Source organism: Kitasatospora sp. NPDC050543 (assembly GCF_044457565.1).
GTDB lineage: Bacteria > Actinomycetota > Actinomycetes > Streptomycetales > Streptomycetaceae > Kitasatospora.
In genome coordinates this window covers 242,657-264,968 of sequence record NZ_JBITGZ010000005.1, presented here as the reverse complement: position 1 = coordinate 264,968, position 22,312 = coordinate 242,657, and the positions used below count along the sequence as shown (strand labels likewise).

At 66.6% G+C, this 22,312-nt stretch carries 26 protein-coding genes; all 26 read left to right on the top strand.

Annotated features, from left to right (window positions below; translation table 11 throughout):
- The first annotated feature begins 69 nt into the window (after nt 1-69).
- The 26 genes from ACIBH3_RS08840 (at nt 70) to ACIBH3_RS08715 (ending at nt 22,233) form a co-directional block, all read left to right on the top strand.
- Nucleotides 70-291: a hypothetical protein gene (locus tag ACIBH3_RS08840; protein ID WP_396311217.1), complete on the top strand. Its 222-nt coding sequence runs from the start codon at nt 70-72 to the stop codon at nt 289-291.
- A 70-nt stretch (nt 292-361) separates the two neighbouring features.
- Complete coding sequence (locus tag ACIBH3_RS08835; RefSeq protein ID WP_396311216.1) at nt 362-940, top strand: phage tail protein; 579 nt, start codon at nt 362-364, stop codon at nt 938-940.
- Nucleotides 941-1,042: 102 nt separating this feature from the next.
- Nucleotides 1,043-1,363, top strand: a complete 321-nt coding sequence (locus tag ACIBH3_RS08830) for a hypothetical protein (RefSeq protein ID WP_396311215.1) — start codon at nt 1,043-1,045, stop codon at nt 1,361-1,363.
- 400 nt (nt 1,364-1,763) lie between these two features.
- On the top strand, nt 1,764-6,065 hold the full coding sequence (locus tag ACIBH3_RS08825; RefSeq protein WP_396311214.1) for a hypothetical protein: 4,302 nt from the start codon (nt 1,764-1,766) through the stop codon (nt 6,063-6,065).
- Complete coding sequence (locus ACIBH3_RS08820; RefSeq protein ID WP_396311213.1) at nt 6,065-8,278, top strand: hypothetical protein; 2,214 nt, start codon at nt 6,065-6,067, stop codon at nt 8,276-8,278. Before ACIBH3_RS08825 ends, ACIBH3_RS08820 begins: the two co-directional genes overlap by 1 nt.
- Nucleotides 8,279-8,340: 62 nt before the next feature.
- Nucleotides 8,341-9,390 (top strand): DUF5047 domain-containing protein, encoded by a 1,050-nt coding sequence (locus ACIBH3_RS08815; RefSeq protein WP_396311212.1) that lies wholly within the window; start codon nt 8,341-8,343, stop codon nt 9,388-9,390.
- Nucleotides 9,387-9,629, top strand: a complete 243-nt coding sequence (locus tag ACIBH3_RS08810) for a hypothetical protein (RefSeq protein WP_396311211.1) — start codon at nt 9,387-9,389, stop codon at nt 9,627-9,629. Before ACIBH3_RS08815 ends, ACIBH3_RS08810 begins: the two co-directional genes overlap by 4 nt.
- A 46-nt stretch (nt 9,630-9,675) precedes the next feature.
- Nucleotides 9,676-10,344 carry a hypothetical protein gene (locus ACIBH3_RS08805; RefSeq protein ID WP_396311210.1) on the top strand — a complete coding sequence of 223 codons (669 nt, stop codon included), beginning with the start codon at nt 9,676-9,678 and terminating at the stop codon, nt 10,342-10,344.
- Between the two features lie 79 nt (nt 10,345-10,423).
- Nucleotides 10,424-11,785: a peptidoglycan-binding protein gene (locus ACIBH3_RS08800; protein ID WP_396311209.1), complete on the top strand. Its 1,362-nt coding sequence runs from the start codon at nt 10,424-10,426 to the stop codon at nt 11,783-11,785.
- Complete coding sequence (locus tag ACIBH3_RS08795) at nt 11,782-12,066, top strand: hypothetical protein (RefSeq protein WP_396311208.1); 285 nt, start codon at nt 11,782-11,784, stop codon at nt 12,064-12,066. Before ACIBH3_RS08800 ends, ACIBH3_RS08795 begins: the two co-directional genes overlap by 4 nt.
- A 61-nt stretch (nt 12,067-12,127) precedes the next feature.
- Nucleotides 12,128-12,721, top strand: a complete 594-nt coding sequence (locus tag ACIBH3_RS08790; RefSeq protein WP_396311207.1) for a hypothetical protein — start codon at nt 12,128-12,130, stop codon at nt 12,719-12,721.
- A 10-nt stretch (nt 12,722-12,731) separates the two neighbouring features.
- Nucleotides 12,732-12,992, top strand: coding sequence for a hypothetical protein (locus tag ACIBH3_RS08785; protein ID WP_396311206.1), 261 nt, complete (start codon nt 12,732-12,734; stop codon nt 12,990-12,992).
- Nucleotides 12,993-13,818: 826 nt separating this feature from the next.
- A complete protein-coding gene (locus tag ACIBH3_RS08780; protein WP_396311205.1) occupies nt 13,819-14,541 on the top strand; it encodes a hypothetical protein in 723 nt (240 codons plus the stop codon).
- A 259-nt stretch (nt 14,542-14,800) separates the two neighbouring features.
- Complete coding sequence (locus ACIBH3_RS08775; RefSeq protein WP_396311204.1) at nt 14,801-15,598, top strand: PD-(D/E)XK nuclease family protein; 798 nt, start codon at nt 14,801-14,803, stop codon at nt 15,596-15,598.
- A complete protein-coding gene (locus ACIBH3_RS08770; RefSeq protein ID WP_396311203.1) occupies nt 15,595-16,059 on the top strand; it encodes a hypothetical protein in 465 nt (154 codons plus the stop codon). Before ACIBH3_RS08775 ends, ACIBH3_RS08770 begins: the two co-directional genes overlap by 4 nt.
- A complete protein-coding gene (locus ACIBH3_RS08765) occupies nt 16,056-16,310 on the top strand; it encodes a hypothetical protein (RefSeq protein WP_396311202.1) in 255 nt (84 codons plus the stop codon). Before ACIBH3_RS08770 ends, ACIBH3_RS08765 begins: the two co-directional genes overlap by 4 nt.
- Nucleotides 16,311-16,592: 282 nt before the next feature.
- Nucleotides 16,593-17,555 (top strand): phosphoadenosine phosphosulfate reductase family protein, encoded by a 963-nt coding sequence (locus ACIBH3_RS08760; RefSeq protein ID WP_396311201.1) that lies wholly within the window; start codon nt 16,593-16,595, stop codon nt 17,553-17,555.
- A 114-nt stretch (nt 17,556-17,669) separates the two neighbouring features.
- The gene (locus ACIBH3_RS08755; RefSeq protein ID WP_396311200.1) at nt 17,670-17,852 is read left to right on the top strand and encodes a hypothetical protein; all 183 of its coding nucleotides are present in this window, start codon (nt 17,670-17,672) and stop codon (nt 17,850-17,852) included.
- On the top strand, nt 17,849-18,028 hold the full coding sequence (locus ACIBH3_RS08750; protein ID WP_396311199.1) for a hypothetical protein: 180 nt from the start codon (nt 17,849-17,851) through the stop codon (nt 18,026-18,028). Before ACIBH3_RS08755 ends, ACIBH3_RS08750 begins: the two co-directional genes overlap by 4 nt.
- Nucleotides 18,025-18,258 (top strand): hypothetical protein, encoded by a 234-nt coding sequence (locus tag ACIBH3_RS08745; protein ID WP_396311198.1) that lies wholly within the window; start codon nt 18,025-18,027, stop codon nt 18,256-18,258. Before ACIBH3_RS08750 ends, ACIBH3_RS08745 begins: the two co-directional genes overlap by 4 nt.
- A 47-nt stretch (nt 18,259-18,305) precedes the next feature.
- A complete protein-coding gene (locus ACIBH3_RS08740; protein ID WP_396311197.1) occupies nt 18,306-18,674 on the top strand; it encodes a hypothetical protein in 369 nt (122 codons plus the stop codon).
- A gap of 1 nt (nt 18,675) precedes the next feature.
- On the top strand, nt 18,676-18,831 hold the full coding sequence (locus ACIBH3_RS08735; RefSeq protein ID WP_396311196.1) for a hypothetical protein: 156 nt from the start codon (nt 18,676-18,678) through the stop codon (nt 18,829-18,831).
- On the top strand, nt 18,828-19,406 hold the full coding sequence (locus ACIBH3_RS08730; protein ID WP_396311195.1) for a hypothetical protein: 579 nt from the start codon (nt 18,828-18,830) through the stop codon (nt 19,404-19,406). The genes ACIBH3_RS08735 and ACIBH3_RS08730 overlap by 4 nt, the downstream gene beginning before the upstream one ends.
- 903 nt (nt 19,407-20,309) lie before the next feature.
- A complete protein-coding gene (locus tag ACIBH3_RS08725) occupies nt 20,310-21,056 on the top strand; it encodes a hypothetical protein (RefSeq protein WP_396311194.1) in 747 nt (248 codons plus the stop codon).
- A gap of 91 nt (nt 21,057-21,147) precedes the next feature.
- A complete protein-coding gene (locus tag ACIBH3_RS08720) occupies nt 21,148-21,429 on the top strand; it encodes a hypothetical protein (RefSeq protein ID WP_396311193.1) in 282 nt (93 codons plus the stop codon).
- Nucleotides 21,430-21,501: 72 nt separating this feature from the next.
- Nucleotides 21,502-22,233 (top strand): phiSA1p31-related protein, encoded by a 732-nt coding sequence (locus ACIBH3_RS08715; protein ID WP_396311192.1) that lies wholly within the window; start codon nt 21,502-21,504, stop codon nt 22,231-22,233.
- The last annotated feature ends 79 nt before the right edge of the window (nt 22,234-22,312 follow it).

The following is a 22,312-nucleotide window of genomic DNA, read 5'->3' as shown; positions in this document are numbered from 1 at the left end:
ACGTCGCTCCCGGTTGTCCAGGTAGCCACGGTCGGTGGCGCCGGAGCCCAATTCAGCGGATCCCCGCGGGTGGACATCGATGTCTACGCAGGCACATACGCCGCTGCCCGCACCCTTGCGCTGGCCATCACGGAGGCGCTGAAGAAGTGGCGCGGCGACGCGGAGCCCGGAGCGATCGTCACCGACGTGCGCATTGACTCGCTCCCGGGCCAGCGCCCCTACGCGAATCCCGCCGTCCGACGCATCGGCGCCACGGTGACGGTGACTCTCCACCCGGCATCACACGCCTGACCAACAGACCATCTAGGTACCGTAGTTCGGACGAGCTGCGGGCCTTTCGCATGCCCTGGGAGGGCTCGTGATGGATACCCGCAATGCGGATCTGACTTTCGGCGCAACTGACTACCTCGTGTACGTCGCAGCACTCAACACCGCCAGCCCGACCGGGTTTGCCGACCCGTCTACCGCGTGGCAGTGCATGGGGTGGATCACTACGTCCGGCGGCACGTTCAAGATCGCGGACGAGAAGAAGGACATTCAGGCGGCCGGCTCCCTGGAGCCAATCCGGACCCTGATGACCCGCTCGACGAAGACGATGCAGGCGACCTTCCAGGAAGCGATCAACCCCCTGGTGCGCGCGCTCTACGACAACGTCCCGGTGGCCACGCTGGAGCCAACCGCGGGAGTCGTCTCCTACGAACTCCCAGACAAGCCTGACGATCTCCGCTACGCGTTTCTGTTCGACACGGTCGACGGGGACAAGCGAAACCGCTTCTACATGCCGAACGGCATGGTGACGGAGCGCGGGGACGAGCAGCCGCAGACGGATGACGTGTGGGCCGTCCAGATGACGTTCACCTTCTACAGGGGCGCGGCCGGCAGTGCCGTGAAGCGGTCGATCGGCTACGGCTCCGTCGACGTTTCCGGGTTCTTCTCGTAACCCGCACGAAGACCAGCGGGGTCCGTATCTGCGCGGGTCCGGGCCCCGCTTCACCTTGCTTTCCCGACCCGCGCATTCCACTGATTTAGGAGACCCGCGCGCATGACTGACATTACCCCGGACGTGGCTCAGGAGATCGAAGCAACCGCGGACTACATCACGGTGGAGCTGGACGGCACACTGCTGCGCGTCCGCCCCGTCGGCCACTGGCGGCCCTCGTACCTTCGAGCCCTGCGAACGGCGGATTTCGACACCTGGGCGGCTCTCGCGCTGCACCCGGAGGACGTCGACGTGTTCATGGAGATCGACGCGACGATGGACGAGATCGCCGACTTCACAACCCGCGCCATGAGCGCCGCGGGTGAGGCCCCGGGAAAGTCGCCTACGCCCTCGCGGTCCTCACGGACCACGCGGAGGCGCTAGAGGCGGATCTCGCGTGGCGCGGTATTGATCTGCTCGACGTGTACCGGGGTCGGCTGTCCCTGCGGAAACTCCGGGTGTTGATCGAGCATCTACCACCCGAGAGTGCGACGAAGACAGCGATGCGCAACGCGGCCCCGCCGGAACTGCTGGCGAGGGCGGGGAAGGACGCCCGTCCCGATCTCGCACCGTGGACCGGTGCGGAGTTGCTGCTCGCGTCCATCCTGGACGCCATTCGGGTACAGACAGCCGTAGCGATCGGAGCCGCTGGTGGCAAGCCCAACATGCCAGAGCCGACACCCCGCCCTGGCATCCCACCGAAGAGCAGCAACGCCCGTCGCCTGACGGACGAGCAGCGCCGCGCACTTGACCCGCGGCTGAGGACACAGCCGACGGAGGCGTAATGGCACTGGATATCGTCGGACAGGCCGGCGTCGATATCGTTCCGGTAGTCCCGCAATTCCACGCTAAGGCGAAGGCGGCACTGCTCCCGATCGCTGAGCGCCTCGGAGTCGAATTCGGCCGGAGGCTGGGAGAGACGATCAGTGGGACGGTCGGGGAGCACCTGACGATCTCGCTGCCTGCCGCTATCCAGCGCTCCGGCCGGCAGGCGACGGTGTCCGCGGCCCGTGAGGGTGAGCAGACTGGCGGTGCGTTCGCACGGTCCATGAGGGCGAGGCTGGAAGTCGCTTTCCGAGCAATGCCGAAGCTGGACATTGAGCTGTCGTCCACGCGCGCTGACGCGGATCTCGCCTACCTCCGCGTCCGTATCGAGCAGCTGTCCGGCAAGCGAATCGGCATCGATGTCTCGGTGGACGAGGCAGCCGCTGAGGTGGCGAGCCTGGATGCTGAGCTCCGACGCCTGGGCGCCGAACACCCGAACCCGGCGGTGCGGGTGGACACGGCCACGGCTCGCGCGGCGCTCGCGGAAGTGCAAGCGGAGATCGCAGCGATCGACGCGCAGGATCCGCGAGTGCGTGTCCACGTCGACACGTCCGGCGCGTCGTCCGCCGTCCTGACGCTGGCAATCCAAATCGCGTCCCTCGCCACGATCGCAGCGCTGCCCGTCGTCACGGCCGGTTTCGGTGCGATCCTTGCGGCTACGACGGCAGCTACCGCAGGAGTCGGCGCGTTTGGCCTCGCTGCCGTCCCCGCAATCAAGGGCGTTGCGGCAGCCCTTCAGGCACGGACGGCAGCGCAGGAGCAGTCGACGACCGCCACGTCTGCCGGCGCCAACGCCGACGTCACCGCACAGCAGCGCGCACTGTCTCTCGCTGGGGCGCAGCAGTCGCTAGCGTCAGCGAAGCGCTCCGCAGCGCAGCAGATCGAGTCTGCAAACCGCGGGATCGCGCAGGCTGAGCAGGTGCTGACGGACGCCATGGCTCGCGCGGCGGACGAGCAGACGAACGCGGCCCGCCAGGTGGCCGACGCTGAGCGCACGCTAGCGGACGCACAGAGGGCGGAGAAGCAGGCGCAGTCCGACCTGACAGACGCGCGCAAGACCGCGACTCAGCAGCTTGCGGACCTGAACAACAAGCTGGCTGACGGGGCCCTGGACGAGCGTGCCGCAGCTCTGCGCGTTGCGCAGGCGGAGCAGAACCTCCAGGCCGTTCGCTTGGCGGGCGGGGGTGCAACGCAGCTCCAGCGCGATGAGGCGCAACTCACCTATGATCAGGCGCTTCAGGCGCAGCGCGAGCAGCGCGAGTCGTACGCGCGACTGCAAGAGGACGCGAAGGCAGCTGCTGCCGCCGGCGTGGACGGCGCTGACGTCGTGGTCCAGGCGCAGGACAAGCTGACGAAGGCGCAGCGCACCACGGCGGATCAGGCGCGCGCTGTTGCGGATGCGCAGGCGGCTGCCGCGAAGGTTGCAGTAACGTCGGCTCGCTCCGTTGCCGACGCGCACACGAAGGTCGCGGACGCGCAAAAAGCCGTAGCAACTGCGCAGGTGTCGGCTGCGGAGTCCGTAGCGTCCGCGCAGCGCGGTGTGCAACAGGCAATGCTGACGTCGGAGAAGACGACTGCTACGGCTGCAACTGCTGCGGACAAGTACCAGGACGCGCTTGCCAAGCTGTCCCCGCCGGCGCGTGCACTCTTCGATGCTATCGCTGGTCCGCGTGGCCTGAACCACGCGTTTACCGAGTGGTCCAACAGTGTGGCACCTGACGTTCTGCCGATCCTCGTGCGTGGGGTGGATGCGGCAAAGGGGACGCTTCCTGGCCTGACGCCACTTGCCGAGAGCGCCGCTCGGGCCATTGGCACGCTGATGGACAAAGCGTCCGCGCAGCTCAAGTCGCCGTTTTGGGTGGGTTTCAAGGCGGACATCCGGGAGACGGCCGAGCCGGCAATTGTCGGTCTCGGTGTTGCGTTCGGGAACCTCATCAAGGGAATGGCGGGCATTGTAGACGCCTTCCTGCCGCACATGGACGGCATCAATAGGAAGATGGAGTCCATAACGGGCCGCTTCGCAAACTGGGGAGCTGGCCTAAAGGGCAGCCCAGAGTTTGCCGGCTTCCTGGACTATGTGGTACGGGTAGGGCCGACCCTCGCAGAAATGCTGGGGAATGTGGGTGGCGCGTTCCTGGACGTAAGCGAGGCGCTGTCTCCGCTGACTGGACCATTCCTAAAGGGATTCGGATGGCTGGCTGAGACGATCTCAAAGATCGCGACGGACTATCCGATTCTCATTCAGGCAATCTGGATCGGTGTGACGGCATTCAAGGCTGCCCGACTGATCGCACTTGGTGCAGCTGCCGGGATCTTGGCATATAACGCCGCAACGGCCATTGCCACCGCGGAGACCGGCCTGTTTTCGGCAGCCGTCCAGTCGACGGGAATTGTTCCGATCATCGAAGCGATCGTTCTGGCGATTGCCGCGCTGGTGGTTGGCGTGATCTACGCCTATAACCACTGGACGTGGTTCCGGGTGGCTGTCAATGCCACGTGGGAGGCAATCAAGATCGCGGCGCTGTTCGTCTGGAATGAGGTACTGAAGCCCGCGTTTGACGGAATCTGGATAGCGATCCAGGCCGTAGGTGCGGCTGCGATGTGGCTGTGGGATAACGCGATCGGCCCTGCATTCCGGTTCATCTGGGAAGCGGCGAAGATCCTATTCACCATCGTCGTTACAGTCGTCGTCGCCGCTATTCTCCTAGCTTTCACCGTTCTCGGGGCACTCGCCGGATGGCTCTGGCGTGACGGGCTGAAGCCGGCATTTGAAGGAATCGGGACCATCGCGGTCTGGCTGTGGAAGGCGGTACTTTCGCCAGTCGTCGACAGCGTGGTTTCTGCGTTCAAGACGCTCGGCGACCTGGGGATCTGGCTGTGGCGAAATGCCATTCTGCCCGCCCTGGAGGGCATCGGGGCCGCTGCTTCGTGGCTCTGGAAGAACGCGATCAAGCCTGCGTTTGACGGTATCGCGTCGGCTGCGGGCTGGCTTTGGGAGCATGCTCTCAAGCCGGCATTCAACGCGATCAGTGAGGCGCTGACACCGGTCGGAAACGCCTTCAGCTCGGCGGTTGACTTCATCACAAAGGCGTGGGATAAACTCTACGACATCACGAAGAAGCCGATCAACTTCCTGATTCAGACGGTGTACACCGACGGAATCAAGGCTGTATGGGACAAGGTCGCCGACTTCGTTCACCTACCGCATCTTCCTGACGGCCCGAAGCTGCTCGCGGCAGGCGGTACCGTCGGGAATGGATGGGGCCCCGCCGTCCCGATGAGGACGAACCGCCCGACGGCGATCGTCGGCGAGGGAAACCCGAACTACCCGGAATACGTGATCCCGACGGATCCGAAATACCGGGCCCGCTCGCTGGCACTTCTTCAGGCTGCCGGTAGTCAGATGCTCGCCGGAGGCGGAATCATCGGTGACATCTGGGGCGGCATCACTGACGCCGCAGGTGCCGCATGGGACTGGACGAAGAATGGCGCCGACTTCCTGACGAATCCCGCCAAGATCTGGGAGACGCTGACGAATCCCGTTCGCGACCTGTTCGCGCAGATCGGCGACTCGACGATGGCCAAGACCGTCATTGGCGTCCCGACTCAGATGCTGACGGGCCTGAAGGACAAGGTCGTCAGCTTCCTGGGCGGCGGAGGGTCGGCGCCGGCCGGTAATGGCGGCTCCGGTGTGCAGCAGTGGGCACCAACGGTTCTCCAGGCGCTTGCCGTTCTCGGGCAGCCGGCGTCCTGGCTGGACACGGTCCTGCGACGGATGAACCAGGAATCCGGCGGCGATCCACGGGCCATCAATCTGTGGGACTCCAACGCCGCACAGGGATACGACATGGCGTCGAAGGGGCTCATGCAGACCATCGGCCCGACGTTCCGCGCCTATGCCGGGCCGTTTCTGGACCGTGGCATCTGGGACCCCCTGGCGAACACCTACGCCGGCCTGAACTACGCGGTTCACCGGTACGGCTCCCTCTCGGCGCTGAACCGCCCCGGAGGGTACGACGACGGGGGCTACCTCCCCATGGGGACGAGCCTCGTCTACAACCACACGGGTCGGCCGGAGCCTGTGTTCACGTCCGGCCAGTGGGACGCAATCCGACAGTCAGGTCTGAGCGGTGGAGGCCCTGGCGACGTGGAGGTTCACGTCTACGTCGGTGATCGCGAAATTACGGACATCGTCCGCACGGAGGTCTACACGGCCAACGCCGCAACGGCGAGTGCACTCACCGCAGGGAGGCGAATCTAGTGAGCGTCAGTTCCAACCTACTGGCGGCAAACGTCTCCAGCATTGAGACGGACGCCACCGGGTGGACGGCAGGGACGAACACGACGCTGGCGCAGAGCTCGACGAAGTTCTACGCCGGCTCGAAGTCGCTCGCCATGACCCGGACGACGTCCTCCGGCGCAGCCTCTGCCACGACCGCATCCCGGGTCGCAGTGACGGCCGGCACCGTCTACACCGCCTACGCGTATTACGCGCTCGTGGTGGCGGCTGCCGGCCGGACTGCGACGGTTCGTGTGGACTGGTGGGCAGCATCGAGCGGTGGGACGGCGATCTCCTCCGTAACGTCGCCCACCGCGACGCTGGCGAACAGCACTGCGTGGAACACGCCACCCCCGATCCTCATCGGAACGGCACCAGTCGGTGCGACCTTCGCCAGCGTGACCCTGACGGTTAGCGGCATGTCGACATCGGAAGTCGTCTGCGTCGACGCCATCGCACTGGGGCCACCTGCGCTGCTGGCCGGCAACTTGCTGCCTTACGCTGCGCAGTCCGTGGAGCAGGACGCCACGTCGTGGGGCGCCTGGTTCGGTTGCACGCTGACCCGCTCCGCCACCGCCTGCCAGGAAGGCTGGTGGAGCCTCCAGGCCACCTCCACCGGGACCGGGAACACCGACATCGGCGGGCCGTCGGTGACGATCTCACCCGGCAGCACGTATCTCGCATACGCGTGGGTGCTGCCGTCGACGGCTGGCCTGACGGTGAGCGCCGAGATTCGGTGGCAGGACGCGTCGTCCGTGGCGATCGGCACTCCTCAGACGGTCTCGTGGCCGGCCCTGCCGACGGGGACGTGGACGCGCTGCGCGGTCTCGGGAGTCGCTCCTGCGGGGGCTGCGAAGGCCATCCTGGTCATGCACCCGCAGGCCACGTCCGCCGGGCAAACGTGGCTGCTCGACCAGATGTTCATCGGATCGGTGACGGTCGAAGCCGGCAATCTGCTGGACTACGGCCGGTACGGCATGGAAACCGGGATCTCCGGGTGGACGGTCTCCGGCGGTACAGCCGTTATGAGCTCCGCGCAGGCTGCGGAAGGGGCGATGTCCCTGGCGCTCACCTGCGCCGGTCCTGGGGAGGCGGTCGTCAGTCTGGCGACGCCGGTCCCGGTCACGGCAGGCCAGGCGTACCGGTTCCGGCCGGTCCTGATGCCGCCCGTGTCCACGGCGGAGTACGTCGTCCGGCTCGCGTGGCTGGACTCGGGCGGGCAGACGATCCGGCTGACGTCCGCCACCTACGTCGCCAGCGCGGGCGCCACCTACACCTCAGACCTGGCACCTGTGGGGGCCGTCTCCGTCCGCCCCTCGTTCGTCCGCATCGGCGCGACGGCGGGTGAGGTCTGGTACCTGGACAAGATGTACCTCGGGGCGGGCGGTCTCGCTGCCCGCGTGGAGCAGATCGTAGGCGGCTACGGAGTGCGCATCTTCGTCCAGGGGCTCACGACGGACGGAAGGACGAAATGGGGGCTTTGGCGGATCGGCCCTGACGGATCCCAGACGCCCGTGCGCGGCTATACCGGGGACCTCACGAGCACCACGATCACGAGCGATCTGGCGGTGGCGGAAGACTACGAGGCGCCACTAGGCGTCGCGGTCTCCTACTACGCCAAGGTGTGGACCATTGGCACGGACTGGATCGCCTACACGTCCGACCAGCTGACGGTGCCCGCGCTTGGAGAGCTGACGGTACTGCTGAAAGACCCGGTGATCCCGGCACGGAACCTCGCGCTGGTCGTCACCACCCTGCCGACGTGGAAGCGCTCTGCCCGCCAGGGAGTCCACGCAATCCGCGGACGAGCACGGCCAGTGATCCTGACGGACGTCCGCGCAGCACGCGCAGGCTCCCTCACCCTGAGCACCGCAACGGAAGCGGAGCGGGACGCCCTTTGGTGGCTACTCGACTCCGGACACACACTGCTTGCACAGTGGCCGTCCACCTGGAGCGAGCCGGACACCTACCTCCAGGTCGGCGACGCTGAGGAGACCCGGCTCAGCGACTACGCCCCGCAGCCAGACCGCGGATGGACGCTCGAACTGACGGAGGTAGACCGCCCGGTAGGCGCACTCGTCGGCTCCGCCGGCCGCACCTGGCAGACCGTCAAGGACGGCAACGCCACATGGTTCGACGTCATGGCGCACGCCACCACCTGGCTGGACGTGCTCACCGGAGTGGGAGGCAGCTGATGTACGCAGTGTCCGCGGCGTTCCTCGCTGCGCTTTCCACACCACACCAGGTAGTAACCCGCGTGGACGCCTACTACGCCGGCTCTCCGACCGTCACTGACCTGCCGATCACCGGTGGGTCGGTGACGGTGGACCGGGGTAGCAAGATCCGCCGGGCCTTGTCGCTGACGCTTGCGGATCCTGCCTACCTGCCGTGGGGCGCCACAGATCCGCTCGCGGTGTACGGGCAGCAGCTCGTGGTGTCGCGTGGCATCCGATTCCCCGACGGCACAACGGAGTTGGCGCCTCTCGGCACGTTCAGGATCGACGAGCCGTCCGGTGACGTCGACCTAGGCCCGGTCACGCTGACGGGGAAGACGTTGGAAGCAGCCATCCAGGACGACCGCTTTACGGCGCCCACGTCGACGTCCGGCTACGCGACCACCGTGGCAGCCATCACGGCGCTGATTCAGGAGACGCTGCCGACTGCGACCATCCTCAACTCGACTGTCGGCGCGCGAAATCCAGCCTGCGCAACCGTTGTGTGGGACGCGCAGGCCGACCGGTGGGACGCGGTAACGCAGCTGGCGACCAGCATGCACGCGGAGATCTACGTGGACGTGCTGGGGCGGTTCGTCGTGGCTGACATTCCGGATCTGTCAACAGCTGCTCCGGTCTGGGATGTCGCGGAGGGACCGACGGGAAACCTGATCGCCGCGAGCCGCAAAATGGCCCGAGCAGGCGTCTACAACGGCGTGATTGTCTCGGGCGAGAACAGTGCGAGCGGCACCCCGCCCGTCAGCGGATCGGCGTACGACACGGATCCCACCAGCCCGACGATGTGGGGCGGCCCCTACGGCCGGGTCCCGCGCTTCTACTCCTCCGGGCTGCTGACGTCCGCACCCGCCTGCACTGATGCCGCCACATCGATGCTCCGCGACGCGATCGCACCGAATGTGCAGACGTCCTTGTCCTCCCTCCCGAACCCTGCCCTGGAAGCGGGGGACTGCATCCGGCTGACGTACGCCGGCGGGCGGCAGGATCTCGTCCTCGTGCAGGCCCTCACTGTCCCGCTGGACGTCGAAGGCGACTTCCCGATCACGCTGCGGGGGAGCAAGGAAGACACGCCATGAGCGATCTCGCGGAAGCGATTCAGCGTGCCTCGGAGAGCGCAGTTCTTCAGCTGGGGACGACGTGGATCCTGGCCACCGTGACCGCAACCGGGACCGGGGTCGTCTCTATCTCAACGGCTACCGGAACGGTGGCGAACGTCCGACGACTCAAGGCGTATTCCTCCCCGACGGTCGGAGAGACCGTCGTGGTAACGAGGAACGCAGATGGCAACTGGGTCGTCCTCGGCGCACTCGCTTGATATCTGACGCACCGACAATTCCCGCTACTTGGCGGGCGGAGGACGCATGCCCGGAACCGATACGTACCAGCAGGGTTACCCGATCCCGCTGCTTTCGGACTCTCCGAACATTGAGGGGTTCGTACCGACGATCAACGCCCTCGCGCCGCGGACCAACATGCGGTTTGCGAGTGCCGCTGCACGTAACGCCGCGATCCCGTCCCCCGTGGCCGGTATGGAATGCTGGCTGATCACGGAGGGACGGAAAGAGATCCACGACGGCACCACCTGGAGGCCGTACGCGCCTATCACGGGCTACGCCGACCACGTACCGGCCTGGTCCACGGCCAGCGCCCCGGGGCCTGCTCTCGGGAACGGGATCCTGACGTCCAGGTGGACACGCTGGGGTACCCGCACGATCCACTGGTACGGGGCGCTGACATGGGGGTCAACGACGTTCGCGGGCACCGGAATCTCGTTCCTCACTCCGCCCGTTCCAGTGGCGAGCCTTGGGTCAGGTCTCGTTCCGAACGGCATCGCTGACTACGTGGTGCCGGGCGCGAACAACTACATCGGCGAGGTCAGCCTGAACCCGGCGGACGCAGGTGGGGCGACGTTCGTAGTCAAGTCCTCCGTCAGTTCGCAGGAGTTCGGCTATGTAACCAACACGTTCCCGCTTACTCATGCCGCAGGTCACATCCTGCGATGGAACATCACGTACGAGGCAGCGTCCTAACCGGCTGCCCGCCGTAGCTATCTCTTCGGCCCCACGCCGCTTGGCGGAGGGGATTTCTTCATGCCCTGGGGAGGAATTCATGCCAGAACTCTGGATGCCCGGCGCCGAGCGCCACGACGTCGGCGACCACGCGCCCACCGACGGTGGCCCTGCCAAAGCCATCGCCCACATCACGTGGGACAAGAACGCGACGGCCGGTAGCCCGCAGGACTGGGAGCCATGGGAGGATCTCGTCTCCTACTTCACCGGCTCCGGGAAGGCGTCGGCGCCACACATCGTGTGGGATCCGTTTACGGGTCGGATAGCGCAGCTGGTCCCGGCGGACTCCAGGTCGAAGAGCGTCGTTGACAGCGCGGGCGGGACCCGGACCAACCGCGCCGGTGCGGTGGTCATCCAGGTGGAGGCAGTGTTCTTCCCCTACTGCCGATACAACGGCAAGGTGTACCCGCGTCTGACCGACACGCCCTGCGCGGGATGGGACCGGCTGCACGCCTGGATTGCGTCGTGGGGCGTGGCGGACGAGTGGCCGATGGGCCGGCCGGTGGACTTCACCTCCCGCCGTGATGAGCATACGTGGGAGACCCGCGGCGGCTGGTACGCCCACGCGCACGTCCCCGAGAACGACCACCAGGACCCGGGCAGCTGGCCGGAATTCGGGGCGGCACCTACTCCGACCGTGCCGACGTCGTCGACGAGCGTTGTCGTCAAGGCCGGGCAGACTCTCGGCGCGATCGCAGCTGCTGCGGGTGTCGGACTGTCGGTGATCCTCGGGCTGAACCCGCAGGTGAAGAACCCTGACGTCGTCCACCCGGGCGACACCATCACGGTTCCCGCTGCACCGGGGGTGACTCCTGCGCCTACTCCAGCCCCGACACCAGCCCCAACCCCTGCTCCAACTCCCGCACCGACGACCAGCACCGCCTTCCCGGGCGCAAGCCGCTTCGGACCGGGCGCGAGCAACGCGGACGTCACGCAGCTGGGGCAGATGCTCGTGTCCCGCGGCGCCTCCCGCTTCTACACCGTCGGCCCCGGGCCGGTCTGGGGTGACGCGGATCGCAAGGCGGTTGCCGCGTTCCAGGCTGCGCAGGGCTGGACGGGGGCGGACGCGGACGGCATCCCCGGCGCCACCACGTGGGCCTACCTCGTCGGCGGCAAGGGTAAGGACATCCCGTCCGCGTCCACGTCGGCTCCCGCGCCGAGCGCGGCGCCGTTCCCCGGTGACCGCTACTTCCACGCCGGCGCCGTGAACGGCTATGTGACGCAGGTGGGGAAGGCGCTCGTCCGCCACGGCTACGGCTCGTACTACAGGAGTGGCCCTGGACCTACCTGGACGGAGGCGGACCGTCGGGCTGTCGCAGCGTTCCAGCGGGCGCAGGGATGGAGCGGCACGAGCGCTGACGGCTACCCGGGCCCGGAGACCTGGCGGAGGCTGATGCGTTGAGCCCAGAGATCATCGTCGCCGTAATCGGGGCGGTGGGTGTGCTCGGCGCCGCCACCGTCCCGGCGCTGGTTCAGTTCCGCCGAGCTGCGGAGGCAGAAGGAGTCGCCACCCGAGAGTCGGTGGCGGTGCTCGGCGCAGCCCTCGTCCAGCGCATTGACGGCGTGCGGGACGAGCTCCGTTCTGACGTCGCCGAGCTGCGGGAATCCGTCACTGACGTTCGCGCCTGGCAGGCGGGCCACGACGCGGAGCACATGCTCATGCGACGCCGCCCGGAAGCGTAGGCAAACGGGACAGCCAGATTCCTCAGTAACCCCCCCGCGTCATCGTCGACAGGGGAGAACCATGAACATCGGGATCATCGGACGGGCCCGGAGCGGTAAGGACACGGCGGGCGGCTGGCTGGTGGAGCAGCGTGGCTACCAGCGCGTCGCGCTTGCGGACCCGCTGAAGGATGCGGCGTGGCGTGTCGACCCGATCACCCACGCGGGGTTCTTCGCTGAGCAGCGCCGACTGTCGGACATCATCGCTGGCCCCGGAGACTGGGAACGAGCGAAGGAGACGACGCCGGAGGTCCGCCGCTTCCTCCAGGAACTGGGCGCCGCCATCCGCTCCATTGATCGGGACTTCTGGCTCCGTGCCGCGCTGACGACGGCCGACGCCGCCAACGAGGCCGGCCGCAACGTCTGCATCACTGACGTCCGCTACCCCAACGAGGCCGACGCGCTCCGCGACCGTGGCTGGCATCTCCTCTACGTCGACCGCCCCGGCATCCCGCACCTGGACCACGAGTCCGAAGGCGCACTGGCGGCGGAGGACGCGGACTACACGATCGTCAACGCGGGCTCCGTTGCGGTCTACCTCGCGGCTGTGGAGCTGTTCCACAGCCGTGTACTCGATGCCGAATCTGCCCGGCACTACGGCCGGGCTCACGCCTAAAGGAGATCCCTTGACGAACCTCTTTACCCGGCTGAAGCTGATGGCTCAGACCGTTGCCCTGAACGCTCTGGCGATGCTGCGGACGGTACTCGCGACGGAGCCCGTCCGCGTGCGGGCGGCGATCATGTCCGTGTGCTCCGCGCTCGCGGTGTTCGTCCCAGCCCTGGCCAATGCCTCTGTGGCCGGCCAGGTCGCAGGCGTCGTCCTGTTCGTCCTGCCGATCGTGCTGGGCGAGTCTGCCCGCGCGAGGGTCAGTCCCGCCGCGAACTGACGAACATGCCAAAGGGCCCTCATTCTCCATATTGGAGGATGGGGGTCCTTTTTGCGTTAGAGCGCTTTCGGCCACGCATTAGCGCGCTCGTTGTCCTGTGCGACACAATCACGGTACTGTCACGCCATGACACCGCCACCCTCTGTCCCTACTCTGTCCGCCGTGCTGGTGGACGCATGGGATGCTATCCGTGCATTTCACCCGCAGCTACCTGTAGCCGTGGTAGCGGTAAGTAATGAGCATCCCGCGGGAGACCACAGCTCTGAGCGGTGGAAAGACGGCGAGCCGCTACAGATCGTGGTCAGCAGGGACTACCTGGAGGAAGGTGCAGAGGCAACGCTCGTAGCGGTGCTGCACGAGGCTGCTCACGTGCTCAACTGGGTCGAAGGTACAGCGGACGTCAGCCGCCGGGGGCGATACCACTCCCGGGCTTTCGTGGCAGCTGCGGAGCGCGTCGGCCTGGCATGGCCCGACGGTCAGCCGGCCAATGCCGGTACGGGCTTTCGTGACGTTGTGCTCTCTGAAAGAGCACGGCACCATCCGGGTGCGGGCCCTCTGCTGGGCCACCTGGAGACAGCGATTGCGACGCTACTGCCAACACTGGCTCCCCGACGGCCAGTACAGCAGCCCGGATCGCGCATCGCCCTCTCGTGCGGGTGCCCGCGCAAGATCTGGCTTTCACCGTCGACGCTGGCCGCTGGAGCCATCATCTGCGGAGTCTGTCACGAGGATTTCACCGCAGACAGCACCAGCTGAGCATCTCGTAGGCTACTCGCCAGGGTTGGAGTTCACTCTCCCTTGGTAGGCTGCCGTCCCCATCCACACCATGGAGGCCATCCTTATGCCGGAGGCCAACCTCCCTGCACGTCGCGAGCCGCTTGCCATCGCCCGCCGCACCGGCATTCCGGAGCCGCTGGAGCTGGCCGACGTCAGGGATCTCACCGTCACGGACCTAGCTGACCGTGGCGTCCACCTCGTGCGCGCCTACGCACAGCTGGAGCACGCTGGTACCACCGTGCTGAAAAGCTTGGCTGCCGTCCTCGTGTCCATCCGCCTGTCGATGGACGACCCCAACGGATCGTCGTACGAGTACACGCAGCTGGCAGCGCAGATCTACTTGGATGCTGGCATCGCGCCGGAGCCGCAGAGTCGGGTGAAAGCGAACGTCAGATACCACATCTCCGAGCTGCTCCGTGAGGTTCTCAGCCCCAAAGAGCTGACGGCACTGGGGCTGCACGAGAAATCGGCGCGCAACCGGATGGCTGATCGACGCAGCGTGAATACTGCCATCGTGGCGTCTGCCCGCGCTGCGGAAACCGCAGATCAGCTCCAGTCGACGGACGGAGACGCGGAAGCCCCCGTCAGCCGGCTCGTAGCCGATCATCTGAAGCTGGCGACCACCGTCACTCGGATCATCGACGGTATGCAGCCTGACGTGATCCGCAAAGAGATGACCCCCGCGCAGCGCCGGGTGCTGGACGAGCGGTACGCGCAGGCGATCGCGCAGCTCCAGGGCCTCCGCAAGGTGATCCGGACCGTGGGCAAGTAGCAACCCATCGTCACCTCGCGTCACATCCTGTCCCCGTCGTCCCTCCGGCGGGGCTTCAGTGTGTTCAGACTGGCCAAAAGTGCCCAACCAACCCCCTCTTTCTACTTCTCTCTAACGCGGGATAGAGAGAAAGGGAAAAGGCCAAAACTCTGACCAGTCTGGCCGATGAGGGCGGACGACGAAGATCCCACTGACGAGGGCAAACGGATCGCGCCGATTCCTCAGTAACTCCTCTGCACCCACCAGCAGAGGAGACAGCATGACTGTAGGCACCATCAGGCGGAGCGGGGCCCGCTTCTATATCGATCCAGAGGACGGGGACAGGAAGCTCCCTGGGGTGACGTCGATCCTGTCCATGCTTCCGAAGGACTTCCTTCGGTACTGGGCGGCAAAGCTGGTCGCCGAGACGGCCGTGAACCGCTGGGAGTACGTTCACGGGCTGATCCAGGACGACCCCGACGGCATGGTGGACTACCTGAAGCGCGCCCCGGACCGCTTCACACGGCAGGCTGCCAGCACTGGTACAGAGGCGCACGACCTGTTTGAGCGTCTCGCTCGCGGAGAGCGGGTGGGGCGCGTCAGCCTGGACATGACGCAGTACGCGCGCCACTTCGCGGAGTTCCTCCAGTCGCAGCAACCGGAGTTCATCCACCTGGAGGAGACCGTCTGGAGTGACACCCACGGTTACGCCGGCTCGTTCGACGCCATCGCCCGCATCGACGGAGAGGTGGTGATCCTTGACTGGAAGACCACGCGCTCAGGCGTGCATGAGGATGTTGCGCTTCAGCTGAAGGCCTACGCCATGGCGGACCGCATCATCCTCGCGGCTGACGGATCGTCCGTTCCGGTGCCGACCATCGACGCAGCAGCCGTCCTCCACGTCAGGCCGGAGGGCGCGAAGCTGGTCCCGGCCGACTGCTCCGACGATCTGTTCGACTTCTTCTGTGCGCTGATCAAGGTTTTCGACTGGGAGACCGGCCGGAAGCGCCGCGTGATCGGCAAGCCCGTGTGGTCCACCGGCGTCGCGGAGACCGGCACGGAGAGGCGGGCAGGGTGAGCCTGCGCTACGACGCAGAGTTGGAGCGGCTCCGGCGAGTAGAGGCGACATGCGCCGGCCTGCGCGAAGACCTCGCGGAAGCAGAGACGCGGGCGGAGTGGCATGCCGCTCGGGCGGACCGTGAGTCGCATCGTGCTGACGCCATCCTTGCCGAGCTGAAGGCGCTCACGTCATCGCGGGGGCGCAGGGTCCTTCCCGTCTGGCCGACCGGGCCTGTCTCTGCTGAAGAGTTCCAGGCTGCCGTCTACGCGGAGAACGAGTGCGGAGGGGACGCCCGCGGCGTTATTGCTGACGTCGCCTGTGCCCTTGGCGTCGACATCCACGCCGGCCCGGGAAGTTGCTGGGACCTGGACCACATGCGCCGCGGGGTGGAGGCCGCGCGGGCGCTGACTGCGGATGGTCCGCTGAAGGAGACCATCGTCCGCCAGGCGCTGCGGATCACCGAACTGGAGAGCAAGTGAGCGACTTCGACGAGATGGTGAAGGGGATCAAGATCCACGCAGCACCGAAGGCCACGGATCCGCAGGCCGAAGCGTTCGGGAAGGCCTGCGCCACGCTCGCTCTGGCGCTGCCGTTCATCCCGCTCCGCGCCTGGCTGTTCATGCTCGGCGTGGGGGCTGCGCATGGGGCGGTGGAGGCCGTCCCGACGCTCGGGTTCGGTTCGGCGTTGCTCGTGCTGCTGGGCGTCAGTGCCGTGCGGGGCGCGAAGTAATGGCGTCCTCCGGCGGAACGTGCCCGCTCTGCCGGAAGTACTCGTCCATCCGCAGGGACGGGCGGCAGTACGTACATCGTGGTGACGTCGCGGTGCTGATCGGCGCGGGCTACACGCGCTGCCGGGCCTCCGGCCTGACGTACGAGGAAGCTCAAGAGCTCCGCCAGAAGCGGGACGAGGCACGACGTCAGCGTGGCCTCAGCTAGTCCTTCACGCACCACCTGAGCCCCCGGTCGCTTCGGCGCCGGGGGCTTTCGGCGTAGGAGGAGAGAGGAGTTGGTCATGGCTGACGTAGAGATGATCTCGTTTCCCCGGTCCAGTGCCGCAGTGCGGGCTCTGAAGCTGAGCCCTGATGAGGTTGCCCGCCTGACGCGTCGTGAGCGTGAGATTCGGGTTCGAGAGCTGCTGGGCTTGTCACACTGGATTGTGGACCGGGCTTTGGACCGCTACTTCACTAAGCACAGGCTTGCTGGGATGGCGGTCATGTACTCGGGAGGGAATGATTCCACAACGCTGGCGCACATCTTCCGTCACCGTGCGGACTTTGCTGTCCACGCCAACACGGGCATCGGCGTGGAGCAGACCCGCATCTTCGTGCGCACCACGTGCGCGGAGTGGGGTCTCCCGCTCGTGGAGAAGTCGCCGCGAGAGTCCGACTCTTACCGTGCTCAGGTGCTGGCGCACGGGTTCCCCGGGCCCGGACAGCACTTCAAGATGTTCCAGCGGCTGAAGGAGCGGTGTCTGGAGCAGGCCCGCAGCGACGTGGTGCATTACCCATACCGCGAACGGATCCTCTTTCTCGGCGGCCGGCGACGCAGCGAGTCCGCTCGGAGGGTAGCCATCACCACATGGGACCGCAACCGGTCGATGTGCTACGCGTCGCCGCTCACCCTCTGGACGAAGCCGGACCTCAATACTTACCGGCTCCTGGCCGGTGACGTGCCAGTGAATGAGGTCAGCGACCTCATCCACATGTCGGGAGAGTGCCTGTGCGGGAGCTTCGCAGAGAAGGGTGAGCTTGAGATGGTCGGCATGTTCTTCCCGGAGGTGTGCGAGCAGATCGAAGCACTGGAGGCGGAGATTGTCGGTCGCGAGGACATCCCAGAGATCCGGCGCAAGTGGGGATGGGGTGCCTACCGGCGGGACCTGGAGGCGCTGAAGCGGCGAGGAGCCTTCAAGTCCGGCGCCATGTGCACGTCGTGCGACGCGCGGGCGACTGGAGGGCAGATCGTTGCGGCTGCGTGAGTCGTCGCTGAATGGAGGTGAACCCGTGAGGAAGACGAAGCAGGCGCGTCCTGGCCGCCGGCTCGGCGTGAGCTGCCAGGCAGACGCGCGAAGGATGTGGGAGAGGGGTGCGCGGTGATCAAGTCCATTGGCGGGAAGCTCTTTCGCGTCTACAACCACGGTGAAGACGTCGCACTCGACTGGACGGACCCGTACGGCGCCGACGGGGACGCACTGTTGACACCGGCCGATGCGAAGTCACTCGGTGAGTGGCTGATCCGGGCGGCTGTCCTGGCGAAGTCGGGGGCTGACAAATGAGCTACGTCGACCCCCACGGGCTGAAGACCCGGGCTGTTGCGTTTGCGGTTCGCGCCGGCCACACGGACGAGATGGCGCTTCGGTTCCTGGAGACGCTCTGCGAGCGCGGGCAGCTTGGTCTGTCGAGTAAGTACGGCCCCGTGCTGGCAGAGCTGATGGGAGCGGAGGACGAGTGACCCGGCGCACCGTAGCCGAAGAGCGGGCGTCGATCCATGGCGATCTCGACCGCTGGTACGGCGCAGAGTACGACAGCCTCTCGGAGCTGCTGGACGACTTGCTCCAGGCCCACGCACATGAGCTGGCGGAGAAGATCCGTGCGGAGGCTGACGAACTGGACGGCTGGCCGCAGACGCAGCACGACATGCGTAGGGCGGCTGCACTGATCGACCCGGAGGTGGCGGAGTGAACTACTTCCCGTCTGGCCCTCCGCCGACCCCGCTCGAATCGGCGGATATGCACCTTCGCGCGGCCGTCGCTGCCGGCGGACACCTGGAGCACTGGCAGCAGGACGAGTTGGTGGATCGGTTCCGTACCGAGCTGCTGAAGGACGCTGCTCGCCGGATCCGTGCGAACTGCAACGGCCGTGGCGCTGACCTCCCGGACGCGGAGGACGCTGCCGACTTCATCGACCCGGAGGGCACCCGAGCGAGTACTGACGAGCTCCCCGACCTGGCAACCGGTGACGCGCAGGCGGAGTACGTCGCGCAGCGCGCAGAGATCATCGACACCGCCCGCGCACTGGTCGCCAAGCACACGTGGGACGAGCCGTATGACGTCAGCGACATCATCCGGGTGGCGGAGTTCCTGGCAGAGGGGATCTGAGATGGCAAAGATCAAGGAAATTGGCACCGTCACGGTAGAGCTGACCGTTGCAGAGCTGGACATCGTTCGTCGGGCGCTGCATCTCGTAGAGATGGACGACGACCGGCCTGCGCGCGATTTGCTCGCGGACCTGTCGCAGATGCCGGGTGGCGCATGAGGCGCGACCGCACGGACCTCTACTGCGTCAGGTGCTCCCGGCGGAAGGCGCGGGAGGAGTTCCGTGAGATGCCCTGGCACGGACGGGCTGCCGCATGCAGGTTCTGCGAGGACGCGGATCGCTACCTGGCGTTCACGGCCCGGCAGTCCTGGCAGCTCCAGCAGGAGCGGGAGAAGAACCGCGCGCTCCGCCGTGCACGAGGCACTGGCACCGTGGCCGTTTACCGTGCGGAGGTTCGACGGCTTCAGGACTACATCGAGCACCGCGAGTACCTTCATGCGTGGCCGTCCGATCGCGAGATCCCCGCTGACGTCGACCGGGAGGTGAAACGGCAGACGGCCGGCCTGGAGATGTCCCTTCGGGCCGTGATTGGTCAGCTCCGTGCCGGCGCTGTTCGAAGGGCTACGCGCAACGCGGAGGTGAACGCCCGCCTGACGGCTATCGAGTCCATCGCCTGCGCCCTGGAGGACGCGCTCAACGGTGACTCGTGGTACGCCGCGCACGCGATCCGACGCCTGGCGGCCGGGGACATCACACCTGACGAGGCATTGAGGGTGTTGTGCGCCTTACCGTAGGCAGGGGTGGAGGCTGGCAGTGCGTCCAGGCCTCCACCCCGGCAGCTTACTTAGTCGCCGTGCGGCTCGGAGCGCCGTTCGCGCCAACCGCGCACAAGCGATTCCCAGGCTTCGTCAGCGGCGGCTACCGCCTTAAAGACCTGGGGTAGCACGTAGTGGCCGAGGAAATCTACGACGCCAGCTGCGGCAAGAATCCACAGGATCACGGCACTGATCAAGATCGATTAGCCCTTCCCGGTGATGGCCGGACTGGGCGTGGGCAGGCTCAGTCCGACCACGAAACGTGGTCTGAACTGAGCTCCTGCCGACGATCGGAGACTCAGCGGAGGGCGGTGTGCCCCCGGCAACTTGGGTACTTGAAAGTAGGTACGTCTATGCATGTACACATGGGGTGCCTGCGGGTATGCGGTGACGTTCGGCAGTCGGAGGCTGAACGGCTCACGGCAGTGACCCTGTCTCGGCTGGCTGATATCTACTATCGCCTGAGGAGACGCGGCTTCAGGGCCCAAGCTACCGAGCCCGCGTGGTGCGCTGCAACTCAATTTCCGCACGCGGCACGGTCATGAGCCCCCGCACGCGCTGGTCCTGCGTCTGGCTGACGTGGGCCGGCTTCTTCGCCGTGGCGGAGACGGCTGCCCTTCGATCCCGCCACCCGGACGCGCCCCTGTCGAGCCACCTCCGGACGGTCCTCGGGATCCGTCGGCGGCCCCTCCACGCCCGCGCGGGACAGGTCGCATTCCTGGGCGGTGCGCTGTGGCTGTACGCCCACCTGTACGGCCCTCAGGCCCCGCATATCGATGTGCGGGACTGACGACGCAGGGCAAACAGAACGGCTGAATTCCCCAGTAACTCCCTTGCACCACCGGGGAGGAGGACACGGCCTCCCGTACAGAGTGCACGCAAATGCAGCCGACGAGAGGCAGACACATGGCAGGACTGCGAATCTTCGAAACCGACCCCGACGCCCGACCTGCGCCACGCGCATCCTTCGCGGATGATGTCGTGGGTCGCTTCCGCTCCGGGCGCATGGTCGGTCGGCGGCCGGAGTCCCTGAACGAGTGGCGGATCACCACCGGCGATCCGGTCGTGGCTGCGCGCGTCGCGGAGCTCTTCGGCGGTGAGCCGACGGAGTGGGACACCGACGCGGAGGACTCCACGGAGATCCTGACGGAGGCCGCATCGGTCAGCATCATCATCGACAGCGCGGACGCCCTGACCAGCGACATGCGGCTCTACGGATCCGTCGGCAGCGAGCCGATTCACTGGTGCGACGGCGTGGAGTTCCTGGACGACGAACAGAAGGGACAGCCCTGCGGCTGCCCGGCGCTGCTCGTGGACCGCAAGTTGCTCGCCAAGAGCGGCAAGGGGCCGAAGCCGAACCTGGGGATCAAGTTCCGCCTGGCCGACGATCCCGACCTCGGCATCTTCCGAGCCCGCTTCGGCGCCTGGGACCTGGCGAAGGTCTGGCACGAGATCCTCCAGGCGCTCGACGACGTCGGCGGACCAGCCCGTGCCCGACTCTCCCTGGAAACCGTCGAGTTCACGATCAAGACCGGACCGAAGAAGGGGACGCAGGTCGCCTACAACAAGCCGGTGATCAAGGTCCTGGGCGCCTACTCCGCTCCGGAAGCCCTGCCGGCTGCCGCATAGCGGCACACAGACGCGCCCGGTCCCGCCGAGTAGAGGACGGCAGGGCCGGGCGCTTCCACATCGTACTGAAGAAGCAGACAGAGGAGAGAGCATGGGCCGCAAGCTCACCGACTTCACCGGCCAGGACATCCGCGTGGGATCCGTCGGGGTCTACCCGTCCCGTCAGGGCAACACCGTCCGCAACTCTGAGGGCATCGTCCGGGAGATCCACAACATCAAGGACTCCAAGGGGCGAAGCTACCCGGAGCTGGTCGTCCAGCCGACGGGCCGGGACTCCGGGCACATTCAGCGGAAGACGCGGAAGATCGTGGAGATCGCCGCGGAGCACTTCGCCGTGACCGGCTACAACGTGCCGACCTCACCGCCAGCCTGACCAACCCCGAACCGAGCCCCCGCGCATCGACGACGCGGGGGTTCTGCCATGCACGGACACAGAGGAGAGACAGTGGCGGAGCAGACGTTCGCAGCAGGCGACAAGGTGGAGTGGGGGTCCCGTGACCTGCGGTACGTGATCGACGCCGGCCCGTTCAAGGGTCACCGCGGGCCGTACTTCATCGTCCACGCGGAGGGCGCCGAGAGGCAGTACACGGCGAACGCGGCAGACCTGACTGTCCTCCCCGCCTTCGAGATTGGCGCCCGCGTCGTCCACGACGGCGAGCCGTGCACCGTGACGGCCGGCCCGTTCGTGGACAAGTACGACCCGGCCCGGTCGTGGTACGTCGTGGAGAACGCGGACGGCTCGCACGAGACGAGCAGCGTCAACTATCTGACGGCCGCCCCGGCGGACGAGCCGATCAAGGCCGATGACCGGGTGCGGGTGCTGGAGGACCACCCGTCGGGCTCGCAGCTCTCGGCGGGTGACGTCGTCACCGTCACTGCCGTCTACCACGCTGGCACGGCGCATGAGTACTACGGCACGGCCCGCGCGGACGGCGGATGGTACGTGAAGGCGTCGGAGGTCGAGCGGGCGGACGACTCCAACACCTTCACGCACGACGGCGTGACGTACGACCTGGACGCTGAGTACTGCGACGGGGACGGCGACCACTGGCAGTTCAGTGCGGACACGCTGCACAGCGACGGCACGCCGCTTATGGGGATGAACGGTATGACCGCCTGGAGTCACAGCTCGTTGCAGTACGTCCTGACCTCGTACGGTCCCCTTCGCAAGGTCTGACGTGACCCTCACCATTTGGCCTGACGCTGCCCCCGCACTGGGCGACGTTCGGGCTTTGGGCGTAGGAGACCTGATCGTC